The organism is Vreelandella sp. 2A-K22 (assembly GCF_054065485.1).
The window spans coordinates 187,182-199,961 of sequence record NZ_JBSUGC010000008.1 but is presented as its reverse complement, the minus strand read 5'-3'; the positions used below and the strand labels follow the sequence as shown (position 1 = coordinate 199,961).

At 54.6% G+C, this 12,780-nt stretch carries 10 protein-coding genes; 5 read left to right on the top strand and 5 right to left on the bottom strand.

Annotated elements, in window-relative coordinates; genetic code table 11:
* Positions 1-201: 201 nt before the first annotated feature.
* The 3 genes from ACW17M_RS12830 to ACW17M_RS12820 all read left to right on the top strand — a co-directional run bounded on the left by ACW17M_RS12830 (position 202) and on the right by ACW17M_RS12820 (position 2,990).
* A complete protein-coding gene (locus ACW17M_RS12830) occupies positions 202-1,146 on the top strand; it encodes an AraC family transcriptional regulator N-terminal domain-containing protein (RefSeq protein WP_457547565.1) in 945 nt (314 codons plus the stop codon).
* Between the two features lie 63 nt (positions 1,147-1,209).
* Positions 1,210-2,472 (top strand): dicarboxylate/amino acid:cation symporter, encoded by a 1,263-nt coding sequence (locus tag ACW17M_RS12825; RefSeq protein ID WP_233973862.1) that lies wholly within the window; start codon positions 1,210-1,212, stop codon positions 2,470-2,472.
* A gap of 35 nt (positions 2,473-2,507) precedes the next feature.
* On the top strand, positions 2,508-2,990 hold the full coding sequence (locus tag ACW17M_RS12820; protein ID WP_233973861.1) for a nucleoside deaminase: 483 nt from the start codon (positions 2,508-2,510) through the stop codon (positions 2,988-2,990).
* An 82-nt stretch (positions 2,991-3,072) separates the two neighbouring features.
* Here ACW17M_RS12820 and ACW17M_RS12815 read toward each other — a convergent pair whose 3' ends face one another.
* Positions 3,073-3,246, bottom strand: a complete 174-nt coding sequence (locus ACW17M_RS12815; RefSeq protein ID WP_035538925.1) for a YqaE/Pmp3 family membrane protein — start codon at positions 3,244-3,246, stop codon at positions 3,073-3,075.
* 155 nt (positions 3,247-3,401) lie between these two features.
* Between ACW17M_RS12815 and ACW17M_RS12810 the strand changes: the two genes are divergently transcribed.
* Positions 3,402-5,465, top strand: coding sequence for a TonB-dependent receptor family protein (locus tag ACW17M_RS12810; protein ID WP_427769889.1), 2,064 nt, complete (start codon positions 3,402-3,404; stop codon positions 5,463-5,465).
* A gap of 93 nt (positions 5,466-5,558) precedes the next feature.
* Here ACW17M_RS12810 and ACW17M_RS12805 read toward each other — a convergent pair whose 3' ends face one another.
* From ACW17M_RS12805 to ACW17M_RS12795, 3 genes are all read right to left on the bottom strand, one after another.
* Complete coding sequence (locus ACW17M_RS12805; protein ID WP_457547564.1) at positions 5,559-8,114, bottom strand: glucose/quinate/shikimate family membrane-bound PQQ-dependent dehydrogenase; 2,556 nt, start codon at positions 8,112-8,114, stop codon at positions 5,559-5,561.
* Between the two features lie 261 nt (positions 8,115-8,375).
* A complete protein-coding gene (locus tag ACW17M_RS12800; RefSeq protein ID WP_009286888.1) occupies positions 8,376-9,374 on the bottom strand; it encodes an NADP-dependent oxidoreductase in 999 nt (332 codons plus the stop codon).
* Between the two features lie 227 nt (positions 9,375-9,601).
* Entirely contained in the window at positions 9,602-9,982 is a 381-nt protein-coding gene (locus tag ACW17M_RS12795; protein ID WP_027957199.1) for a septal ring lytic transglycosylase RlpA family protein, read from the bottom strand.
* A 325-nt stretch (positions 9,983-10,307) separates the two neighbouring features.
* Between ACW17M_RS12795 and ACW17M_RS12790 the strand changes: the two genes are divergently transcribed.
* The gene (locus ACW17M_RS12790; RefSeq protein ID WP_141439817.1) at positions 10,308-11,753 is read left to right on the top strand and encodes a hypothetical protein; all 1,446 of its coding nucleotides are present in this window, start codon (positions 10,308-10,310) and stop codon (positions 11,751-11,753) included.
* 125 nt (positions 11,754-11,878) lie between these two features.
* On the opposite strand, the gene ACW17M_RS12785 is transcribed toward ACW17M_RS12790, so the two are convergent.
* The gene (locus ACW17M_RS12785) at positions 11,879-12,757 is read right to left on the bottom strand and encodes a DMT family transporter (protein ID WP_427030167.1); all 879 of its coding nucleotides are present in this window, start codon (positions 12,755-12,757) and stop codon (positions 11,879-11,881) included.
* Between the last annotated feature and the right edge of the window lie 23 nt (positions 12,758-12,780).

Below are 12,780 nucleotides of genomic sequence, written 5' to 3'. Positions count from 1 at the left end.
CTAAGGGTGGTGGGTACCCAGAGAAGATTAAGCTGCTGCGGCTGGCATCTGTATAGGCGATCCTATTGCATGCTTGCCTAATCCTATTTGTTTGTTAAAGGTGGGCGGCGAGGCAAGCAACACAGCATGTATATTGCTCTTATGGTGTTATTGGCTCTTAGGGTTGATTCAGGTGCGGCACGCATGACCAAGGTGGTTAACATGACACTGAAGAGCGATTCTGTGGTTTACAGCAATATCGTCGAATGCTTATACCAACTCGCACCACACGAGGGGTATACCCAGTCGCTATTGGACGGCGTACGCTTTATGCGTTCCAATCGCCCGCTTAAAAACACCTCTGTGCTCTACGAGCCGAGTATCGTCATCATCTGCCAAGGCCGAAAGCGTGGCTATTTGGGAGATGAGGTGTATATCTACGATGCGCAGCGCTATTTGGTGCTATCAGTACCCTTGCCGTTTACTTCGGAAACAGAAGCCAGCCCTGACGAGCCAATGCTGGGTATTGCTATCCGCCTGGATGCGGTGGTAATCGCCGAATTGGTGACGATGTTGGAGGCGTCAGGCGAGTATGGGTTTGAGGCGCCGCGCGGCATGCTTTCAAGCCTGCTGGAAGAGCCGCTGGCAGATGCGACATTACGTTTATTGAATGCGCTTACCTCACCAACGGATGCGCATATTCTTGCCCCTTTTATTGTCAGGGAGATCTGCTATCGGGTATTGACGGGAGAGCAGGGCGGCAGTGTTCGAACAGCGCTCTCCCATTATGGGCAATTTGGTAAAATTGCTAAGGCGCTCAACCGTATTCATGCTAACTATGCCGATGCGCTGGAAGTAGCAAGCCTGGCGAATGAAGCTGGCATGAGTGCGCCAGCCTTTTACGTACACTTCAAGGCGGTCACCCAGACCTCACCTATCCAGTACATTAAATCCACCCGCTTGCACCATGCTCGGCTGTTAATGATACGTGATGGGTTGACGGCTGCCGCGGCCGCTAGCCGAGTGGGCTATGAAAGCCCCTCCCAGTTTAGTCGTGAATTCAAGCGCTTCTTTGGCCGCCCACCAGCAGAGGAGGTGCGTACCATGAAGGCAAGCCTTGATTTATTGCCGCCTACTCACCTGGTAGATATCGCTGTGCCACACTAATAGAGTGTGATGTACGCTTATCAAATTAGACCTACCAACTTCTTCAAATCTGTAGGGACGCAAATGACTCGTATATGGAAGGCCTATGCTCAGGCATCGTTGATTTTACGCGTCACTGTTGCGCTTGTTCTGGGCGTTGTCGTTGGGCTTATTGGTGGTGAGACAGTGGCTGCCTGGCTAGCGCCGCTGGGTGACCTGCTGCTACGGCTGCTTACTTTTCTGATTGTCCCCATTGTACTGTTTACGCTGATGGTGGGGGTGAATCAGTCCCGGGAGGGAAGAGCTGGCCGCGTGGGCGGCAAGGTGTTTGGTTATTACCTTACCTCTTCAGCGCTGGCGATCATGGTGGGCTTAGCGGTTGCCACGTTGTTTAGTCCCGGCAGCGGTATGACGTTGGATGAGAGTGCCAGTTTCTCGGTGCCCGAGAATCCAGGCGTTGTCGATACGCTGCTGAATATAGTGCCGGATAATATTATTGGTGCGTTTGCCGAACTCAACATGTTGGGCATTATTTTTACGGCGCTGGTGTTTGGCATCGCACTGCTAAAAATGCGCCAGTCGGAGCGCCAACATGCCATGGGTGAGCGTCTTTATGAGGTGATTGAAGCGCTAAACGAGGTCACTCTAAAAGTGATGTCGGGGGTGTTGCACTATGTGCCCATCGGCGTGTTTGCGATTGTCGCCGAAACGGTGAGTCAGCAGGGTTTGGCAACGTTGCTCTCATTGGGCGATATGGTGGTTGTGCTTTATATCGCCCTGGCAACCCAGCTGCTGATTTATTGCGGCATCATGCGGCTGTTTGGCGTGAAGCTGCGCACCTTTTTTCGCGAAGCCCGTACGCCCATGGCCACGGCGTTTGCTACCCAAAGTAGCTCGGGTACGTTACCGCTAACGGTTAATGCTGCCCACCGCTTAGGAATTCCCAAAAGCATCTATGGTTTTAGTCTGCCGTTAGGGGCTACTTTAAATATGGATGGAGCGGCGATTCGTATCGCCATCTCGGCGGTGTTTGCCGCCAACGTGATTGGTGCACCGCTGGATTTCATCAGCATGGTGCAAATAGTGTTGATCGGCACGCTAGTGTCGGTGGGCACGGCAGGGGTGCCGGGGGCCGGTATCATAATGATCGCCACGGTGTTTGCCCAGGTGGGCCTACCGATTGAAACCGTCGCGTTGCTCACCGCTATCGATGCACTGGTGGGAATGGGCTGTACGGCGCTGAACGTGACAGGCGACTTGGTCGGCACCTCTGTGATAGCCCGTAGTGAAGGAGGGGAGTTGCAAGAGGAGTTTGTCGAAGAAGCACCAGCGACGGCAAAGGGGTAAATGCAGTAGGCCAATGACGACTATAAGGAGAGCCCATGTTGGATGATCGAGAGCTCGCTTACTTAACACGTGCCGTTGAGCTAGCCGAAGAGGCTCTTGACGCGGGTGATGAACCCTTTGGTAGCGTGCTGGTAAGTGCCGAAGGTGATGTGTTGGCAGAAGATCGTAACCGCATTGCTGAAGGGGATTCTACTCAGCACCCTGAATTCTTCCTGGCGCGCTGGGCAGCGCAGCATATGACGCCGGCGGAGCGAGCAACGGCGACCGTTTATACGTCGGGTGAACACTGCCCTATGTGTGCCGCTGCCCACGGTTGGGTAGGACTTGGGCGTATTGTCTACGTCAGTTCATCTCAACAGCTGAGTCGCTGGCTGGCCGATTTGGGTGTGGCCCCGTCGCCAGTCGCGACCCTGCCTATTCAGCAGGTGGTGCCTGGGCTCAAGGTGGAAGGCCCGATAGCGGAGCTGGATGAGCGCGTTCATGCGTTGCATAAGCGGCGCCATGCCCGCCTATCGTGATGATATAAAAAAGCCGCCCAAGCGTTAACTTGGGCGGCATCGTTTTGACTATACGTGGCTCTTAAAAACCGGCTATTAAAACCTAGTGCTTCAATATCACATAAAACGCATGAATGATGCCCGGTATGAAGCCAAATAGCGTTAGAATAATATTCAGCCAGAAATGCCCTTTAAAACCGACCTCAAAAAATACGCCGAGCGGGGGAAGTATTACGGCAAAAATCATTTTGATTGGATCAGTCGCTGTAAACGCCATGAAGCCTCCTTTGCTTTCATTGGTGTAACTTGTACAAGTGTAGGCACGATCAACCTACTTTATCCATGCCTTGGCTAATTCCCTGTGACTAGCCGAGTAGGCAATCGTTCAATTCCGTCATTTATTTCCGCTCTACGCTGTTTGGGAGGGACTCCGTGTTCATCAAAGTGCCATTAAAAGTAACCACCACGTCTTTTTGTTTATTAAGTTGTCTTGGCGCTGGCCAGAGTTGGGCACAAGAGAGTCCGTCAACTGACAATACGCTGGCCACACTTCAAGTGACGGCGCCACGACTATCGCGAGAGCTTTACGCCACGCCCGCTGCGGTTTCAACGCTCGACCGTGAGGCGATTGCTCAGGGGCAGCAGCGCACACGGCTGGATGAGGCGTTAGTGCGCGTGCCTGGCATGTTTTTGCAAAACCGCGATAACTTTGCCCAAGGCCAGCGAATCTCCATTCGCGGCTTCGGCGCTCGGGCGCCGTTTGGCGTTCGCGGTATTACCGTGATGGTGGATGGCATTCCGTATACGTTACCCGATGGTCAGGCACAGTTAGATGCCATTGATCTGGACAGCGCTGAGCGCATCGAAGTTATCCGTGGGCCCTCTTCGGTACTTTACGGCAACGCGGCGGGTGGGGTAATTGATGTGACCACCGCCGATGGCCGCGATAACCCTGGCTCAAGCGTGCGAACCGAGGTGGGCAGTGATGGCTACCGTAAGGCGGTCGTACAAACCGGTGGAGCCCAGGGTGATTGGTCGCACCATGTGAGCTTCTCGGCACTCAATGTGGATGGTTATCGGGAACAGAGCTCTACGGAGAAATACCTGCTGAATGCCAAACTGCGAAGAGAGTTAGGCAGTGATCGGGCGTTAACCGCGATTATCAACCTGCTGGACAACCCCCGTTCCGAAGATCCTGGCGCGCTGAACGCGCGTGAAGTGGCCAGTGGCCGTGATCAAGCAGCGCCGAACTCATTGGCGTTGGATGCAGGACAGAACGTAGATCAGCAGCTTCTTGGCTTACAGTACGAAGATTTATCCGCTGGCCCTGGTGAGTTCTATTTAAAAGGCTTTGTTGCGCAGCGCGATTTTGAGCAGCAACTGCCCTATGTGGGCGATAGCCGTATCGGCTACCAGCGTGATTATCTGGGCGCGAGTGCTGAGTATCACCATGAAGTCAGCTTGGGCAGCCTGCCGCTGAGCTATATCACCGGTGTCGATGTGGCGCGTCAAGACGACGAGCGCTTTAGGAACGATGTAAATGGCCAAGGCGTGGTCGGCGAGCAACTGGCGGAAGAGACCCAAACGGCGACCTCCGCTGGGGTATTTGCCCAGGGCGATTTAGAGCTGACCGAGCAGGTAACGCTCTCGCTTGGCGCACGCTTTGACCGAGTGGAGCTAGAAGTAGATGATCGCTATCAGGACGATGGCGATCAAAGCGGTGACCAGACCTTCAATGAGTGGAGCGGTTCGGCGGGGTTAAGTTACCGTTATCGTCCGCAGCATCAAGCCTATATCAATACCGGTACGGCGTTTGAAACTCCTACGTTCTCCGAGTTTGCCAATCCGGCGGGCGGTGGTTTTAACCCGTCGGTGTCGCCGCAAAAAGCCTGGAATCGTGAAGTGGGGCTGCGGGGCTACGTTGAACCACTGGCCATGGATTACGATCTGGCGCTATTTTCGGTGCGCGTGCGTGACGAGCTCGTGCCGTATGATGACGGCGGTCGCACCTTCTACCAAAACGCAGGCGACACCGACCGCGACGGTATCGAGCTGGCGCTGGGCTGGCAGTTGGCCGACCAATGGCGGTTGAATAGCGCCGTTACGCTGGCGAGCTATGAGTTTGATCAATTTGCTACACTAACTGAAAGCTTTGGCGGGAATCGCATTCCTGGGCTGCCCGAGCAAACCTGGGTCAATCAACTCACTTGGCAGGGTCTGGATGAGCGCTTTGCCACGCTGGAAACCCAGTACGTGGGCGATATGGTGGCGGACAACGCCAATGAGACAGAAGTCGATAGCTACTGGCTAGTGAACCTGCGGGTGGGTGATGGTTGGCGGTTGGGAAGCGATACACGGCTAAATGCGTATGTGGGCGTGCGCAATCTCTTAGATGAAGAGCACTACGCCAACGTGCGCTTGAACGGCACCTTTGGTCGCTTCTATGAACCTGCTCCGGGGCGCAGTGTGTATGGCGGTTTAGAAGTACGCTTTTAAGTCGAAATACTGCAAGTAAATAAAAACGGGCGGCGCTCATTCATTATTGCTGAGGCCGCCCGTTCTCGTGGGTGATAACGCTAAGTTAGCCGTTTACTCAGGCAGAGCGTAACCAATCACGTAATCGCCCATCTTGGTGCCAAAGGTGCCGTGTCCACCCGCCGTGACGACCACATACTGACGGCCATCCTGGCCGGTGTAGGTCATCGGCGTGGCTTGGCCACCTGCTGGCAGGCGCGCTTTATACAGCTCTTCGCCAGTAGTGATGTCGTAGCCGCGCAGGTACTGATCCAGCGTGCCGCTTAAGAACGACACCCCGCCAGCCGTCGTCAGCGGGCCGCCTAGTGCAGGAACGCCGACGTTCAAGCCAATCGGTAGATCAAACGGCATGCTGTCGCGTGTGGTGCCATTGCGGTGCTTCCACACCACCTCGTTACTTTGCAGATCGATACCGGCTACATCGCCCCAGGAGGGCGCTTGGCAGGGCAGGCCGAGCACTGAAAGCAGCGGGCCAAGCTCAACGGCATAAGGTGCGCCTTCATTGGCTTGTAAACCCTGTTCGCTGGCAGAGCCTTGGCCTTCTTCTACCTCTTCACGAGGAATTAACGTAGACACAAACGCCAGGTATTTAGCACCAGTGAAGAGCGCTTGGCGCTCGGGATCAACGGCCACACCACCCCAGTTCATTACACCGACATTACCTGGATAAACAATACTGCCTTCCAGCGAAGGTGGCGTGTATTGGCCCTCGTAGCGCAAAGAGTTGAACTGAATGCGGCACATCATTTGATCAAACGGTGAAGCGCCCCACATGTCGCGCTCGGTGAGCGGCGGTGGCAGCAGGTTAAGCGCTGAACGCGGCTGAGTCTCGGCGGTCCAGTCGCCTTCCACGGCGCCCTGAGGTGCAGGAACCTCTTCAATGGGCACAATCGGTTCACCGGTTTCACGGTTCAATACATATAGGCTGCCCTGCTTGGTCGGCTGAATAACCGCGGGCTGGGTGCCATCACTAGTGGCTAGGTTAATCAGTACCGGTTGCGCAGGTGAGTCCATATCCCATAGGTCGTGGTGTACGAACTGGTAAACCCACTCAACCTGACCATCTTCCAGGTTGAGTGCCACTAGACCCGCGCTGTAGGTTTCATCGTTCTCGGTGCGGTCAGCGCCATACTGGTCAGGCGTGGCGTTACCCATTGGCAGGTAAACCAGGCCTAGCTCTTCGTCAACGCTGATCGGTGCCCATACGTTGGGGGAGCCGCGGGTGTAGGTTTCGCCTTCTGGTAGCGGGTCGGTGTCGTCGGGATTACCGCTATCCCAGTTCCATACCAGCTCGCCGGTATGCACATCAAAGGCACGAATAACGCCTGAGGGCTCGTCAATGGAACTGTTGTCGGTGACGTGGCCACCCAGAATAACCAGATTTTCGGTTACCGTTGCAGGGGAGGTGGAGTAGTAACCGCCTGGTGAGAAATCGCCAATATTGTTGGTGAGATCAATTTCACCGTTATTGCCAAAGCTGGCGCACCGCTCACCCGTGTCGGCGTTCAGCGCAATCAAGCGTGCATCCGCCGTGGGCAGGTAGAGCCTGCGTGGGCACATGACGTCGGTCTCGCTGAGCATGGGTTGCTGCGGGGCGCCGTTTTCTTCTTCAACACCAAACAGCAGTGACAAGAAGGAGAGATCCAGACTGAAAATATCGCTGTCATCGAAGATATCAAAAGAGAGTGCCGTTGCACTGTTCGGGGCAGCGTCACTGTTCGTCACTTCTGTGCTATCGGTTGCAGAGTCATTAGTGTCAGTAGAATAGTTTGCGGCGTCATAGTAGGCGAGGCCGCGGCAGGTCATATGTGCCCAGCCAGAAAAGTCATCCGCCCCCATGGTGCTGATCTCGGGGTCAAATGCCCAGAGGGTTTCGCCGGTTTCAGGGGAGAGCGCCATCGCCCGGCTGTGAGACGTACAGATATACAGGCTGTCATTCACTTTCAGCGGGGTATTTTGATTGGTGATCTCCGGGGGCGCATTGGGGCCCGCTTTGTCACCGGTTTGAATCCGCCATACCTCTTCAAGCTCGCCGATGTTTTCCGGCGTAATTTGATCAAGGGAAGAGTAGTGGGTGCCTGCATTGGTGCCGCCATAGGCGGGCCAATCATCGCCCGCCACTTGGGCAGGGTTTACGCTATCGGTCGTTGATTGGTTGTTAGCGGCTAGCGACCCTTCGATAGTACCGGGATCGTTAAACTGGCTGGCAATGGCCACGATAACAGCGGCAGTAATGCTGCCAACAAGCGCCAGACTGCCGCCTTTTGAGTGTAGTGGCTTACGCCACCAGGGCAGGAGCAGCAGAATACCTATTAAACAGAGAATGGCAACGCGAGGCACTAACTGCCACCAGTCGAGACCAACCTCCCACAGAGCCCACACTAATGTGGCAAAAAGAATCAGCGCGTAGAGCCACAGAGCGGCGCCTTTGCGCAGGGCAAATAGAATGCCGCAAGCAATAATGCTAAGCCCGGCAATTAAGTAGTAGGCGCTGCCGCCTACGCTGACGAGCTTGCTGCCGCCAAAAGCAAGCACCAAGCCGATAATAAATAGTAGCAGGCCAACTATAATAGCTGGCCATTTACTGTGAGCGCGCGTGCTTTCTTCCATGAGATTTCCCCTAATGAAACGTACTTAATACGTTAATGCATGCCGCTTAAACCCTAAATTCAAGCAATAAGTGCCAAGCGGCGAACCCGCAACGCGCTTTAACCCATCGGCGGCGCCGATGGGTTAAAACACACCGCTATGGTGGATGATTTTAATAATCAATTCGCTATTGGTCTAACGATTTGATGTTTTTTTCTAAGGCGGGTGCCCTACCGCCAGGGTAGTTGATGTCGCGGTAGGGTTAGCCAGAAGGCGTGAGGTTTATAGCTTGACCAGCATTTTACCGGTATTGCCGCCGTCAAACAGGGCCAGGAATGCATCGGGGGTGTTCTCCAGGCCTTCTTTCACTGTCTCTTTATATACCAGCTTACCTTCCGCTACTTGGGGGGCTACTTCGTTCAGGAAATAGGGGTAGCTAGCCCAATGGTCAGCCACAATAAAGCCCTGCATTTTGGCCTTGCGCACTACCAACTGAGAGAGATTGCTCGGGCCGGGGGTAGGCTCTTTTGCATTGTAGCTGTCGATCATGCCGCATACGGCAATCCGCGCACCTTCATTTAGCTGGTTCAATGCTGCTTCTAGGCAGATACCGCCGACGTTTTCGAAATACACATCAATGCCGTTGGGGCTGGCGAGCTTAATGGCGTCGCTTAACTCCTGTGCGGTACGGTCACGATAGCTAACCGGTTCAACGCCCAATGATTCAAGCCAGGCCAGCTTATTCGCAGCCCCGGCAATACCGACCACATGACAACCTTTGGCTTTGGCCAACTGCACTGCCAGGGAGCCTACGGCACCGCTAGCCGCGCTAACCAACACATTGTCACTCGGCTTGCATTCGGCAATCAGGTTGAGGCCAGTCCAGGCGGTCATGCCAGGCATACCGAGTACGCCCAGATAGGCTTGTTCGGGAACATCGATATCGGGTAGCGGCGTGACGCCCTGCGCAGGCAGTTGGGCAATATCCCGCCAACCGCCCATATGGCTCACTTTGTCGCCCACTTTTAAGCTTGAATCATTGGTCTCGATGACTTCGCCAATGGCGCCGCCTTCCATCGGTTTGCCGAGTTCAAACGGCTCCACATAGGTGCGAATGCCGCTCATGCGCCCCCTCATATAAGGGTCGACGGAAAGCCAGCGGTTGCGAATACGCACTTCGCCTTCGGCTAGGTCGGGTAGGGTTTGTGTTTCTAGCTTGAAGAGCGTGCGATCGGGCAGGCCTTTGGGATAATCGGTAAGCGTGTAAAATTGTGACTGCATGGATGTATCTCCTGCAAATACTTGGCGTGTATCGAACTCCTTGCAGCATAGAGACCATTAGCCTGCTTGCAAGTTCGTTAATGTATCGGAAAGTAGCCACATAAAGAAACAGGGTGACCATTGCTGGTCACCCTGTCTGTTGACTACTTTAAGATAACGATGCTTCGTGTGCTGTCGCATTGATTAGGCTAATGGGTATCACACAACAACCAAGGATGTGTTATCCGTTAATCCAACAGCGTTACCATCACTGGAGCTGTACCGCGGCGAATCATGCCAAGCTTCGCTGCCGCGCGTTTAGATAAATCAATAATGCGTCCTTGAATGAAAGGGCCACGATCATTGATCAGTACTTCTACCTCTTGCCCCGTGTCCGGGCGTGTCACCAACACCTTGGTGCCAAACGGCAAACTCGGGTGGGCGGCGGTCAACGCCTGCTGGTCAAAGGGCTCTCCACTGGCAGTGGTCGCTCCTTGAAAGCGGTCACTGTAAAAGGAGGCGACGCCTTCCTGCGTTTCTGTTTCATGTGCAAAAGCACTATTAGCAGCGCTACTTACCACTATCGCTGCCAAACAAATCGTTCGGATCAGTCGTTTTTCGGCTCCCATGGGAGTACCTCGGTTTTGCTTGTTGCGAATCCCGCACTCTTGATGAGGTGCCTGAATAGGCTTTTCGATACTACCCTTGTCGCAACGAGTCAGCAAGCTTTGAGAAGATCGATGCAAATAGGTTCAATTTCAAGATTTTTAAATCTCTGCTTATGTGGCCTTGGGTTTCAGTGACTTATCAACCCAGGTATGAAATGAATAGAGAAAGCACTTTGTGCAAAGCAGCATTCTTCATGAAACGCTCACTTTAATTGAGTAAGCATCTTATAATCACTGACACTTATCTAATTAATGATTGTCATTGCGACTCAACAAGGAACCGCTCATGGCTAGATCTTCTTCGTTTACGTTTGTATTGGTGGCGATCGGTGGCGCAGCCGTTGGTTTTCTCGCTGCTCAAATTATTCCCTTACCGGGGCAAACCGCCGATGAAGCGCCTGCCGAAACTGCTGAGACAACTGATCAGCCGTCCGTTGCCGAGGCTATTGTTGGCCTTGAAAAGCTCACGCTTGATGAGCGCATGCGTGGCGAAATAACCTCGGCCAGCGAGCTGAACGGTAACGATGGCAGCCGCTTCATGCGCTACGCCATCGCACTGGAAGAGGGTGAGATTGTTGAGATTTCTCTCAACGGAGCCTTGCAAGGTGTTGTGGCGCTTTATGATGATCAGCTACAGCTGCTCGATAATGCCCCTATCGTTCGTCACCGTATAGAAGAGAGCGGCGACTATGTAGTGGTGGTTAGCGGTGCCGATGCCCACAGTTATGGCCCGTTTACCGTTGTCAGCCGAACCGTTGAGCTGACGGATGCTGACACAGTGGCAGTGGGCGAGCCCATCGATAGTTGGCTGCAAGGGGATGCCCGTGAAATCACCTTGAACATAGAAGAGGCAGGCCTCTACCAACTGGAAATGCGCTCTGACGACTTCGACGCTTACCTGGAGATTGAAGGGCCGAACGGTTACGCCCGCGAAGACGACGACAGCGCCGGTGATTTAGACGCGCGCATCGCTGATTTCCTTGAACCCGGTGAATATACGCTGACGGCACGTAGCGCCTACGATGATGGCAATGGCGTTTATACGCTTTCAGTAGAGCCTCACGAGTTACCGGGTGATGGTGAGCTGCGTAATGATGGAGCGCTCACTCCCGATGACTCTCTCAACGGCTGGTTTAGTGGCCAGGGGCTTAGTTACCAAGTAGAAGTAGAAGAAGCAGGCATGTACCAAATTGAGATGCGCTCCAGCGATATCGATTCCTACCTGGTGCTTGAAGGGCCTAACGGTTACTACCGCGAAGATGATGACAGTGCCGGCAATCTGGATGCTAGCATCGCTGATTTTCTTGCTCCCGGTGAGTATCAGCTAACGGCACGTACTGCCTATGGCGAGAGCAGTGGCATGTTTACGCTCTCCATGGCACCGCGTGATATGCCAGATGTTAATCTGCGTAATGAAGGCACGCTTACCCCTGGTGAAGCGCTTAACGGTTGGTATAGCGGTGAACCGCTGACGTATCAGTTGGAAGTAGAAGAGAGCTCGTTAGTGACGTTGGAAATGCGCTCTGACGATTTTGATACCTTTATTGAGATCAGTGGTCAGGGTTTTGTCGCCAGCGATGACGACGGCGCGGGCGGTACCGACTCACGGCTTCAAGAGCAGTTGCTGCCCGGCACTTACACGGTAAGCGCACGCGGGTTTAGCGCTACCGGTAGCGGCTTATTTGAACTAAGCCTCGACATGGAGCCGACGGACATTCCCCCAGAGCTTTAATTGTTAGCGTTAATCGATAATACCCAGCGCCCCTGTTGCTTATCGTGATAGGGGCGTTGGTTTATTGGTCGATGGTGATGAGTAAATGGTGAGGCGTGAGGCGTAAATAGTTAGGCGTTAGGAGGTTAACGGCCAGCTTTGAGGCAGCCTACCACTACCAGCACGGTCGCGGCGGGTAGGCGCCAGTCGAGCACGCTCATGCCTGCTAGCACCAGCAGTAGGGCGGCTAGAATCGGCACGCCATACGCCAAGCTGCCCACAAGGCTCGCGTGCCCCCAGCGCAATGCTTTATCCCAGGCCACCATGGCTACTCCGTAAGGCCCCAAGCCCAGTGCGATGCCCGCGAGTAACGCTTCACCGCTGGGGAGGGCGAGGGTGCCTTCCAGTATTAAGCTGGCTGCCACGGCAATAGCGCAGGCAATCAGCAGTAGCCGCGGCAGCAGGGGTGTTAAGGCCACTGGTGCAGCTTGGCTTAACCATGAATAGATCGCCCAGCAGCAGGCGGCCAGCAGTGCTAGCGCGTAGCCCGTGGTGGCACCACCCAGCCCTCCACTGATGGCTTGAGGAACCAGCAGTAGCGCAGCGCCTGAAAACGCAATCAGAGCGCCGACCACCCCTGCGATGCGTAGGCGGCCAAAACGGCTCCATTGGCTGAGCAGCACGAACAGCACAGGCCACGTGTAGGTAATTAGCGCCGCTTCGGCGGCGGGGGCTAGCCGCATACCAATAAAGTAGGTGCTGACGGCGCCAAAGATGAGCAGTGGGATACCCACCCAAACGCTGAGTTGCCAACCCACGCCGCTGGCAGCGACGTTTACGCGGCGGCTTAATGGTAGCGTCGCCAATGATCCCGCTAACAGGGTAACGGCAGTTAACTGCAAGGGCGGTGTCGCTTTGGCAAACTCAGCCAGCAGCGGTGCCGCACTCCAAAGCATCACGGCCACCAGCGCCGCACCAACACTGTACCAACGTGGGAATAACGCAGGGGAGTGAACGGGATGCATAAGAGTTCTCCTTGATTTGAGCA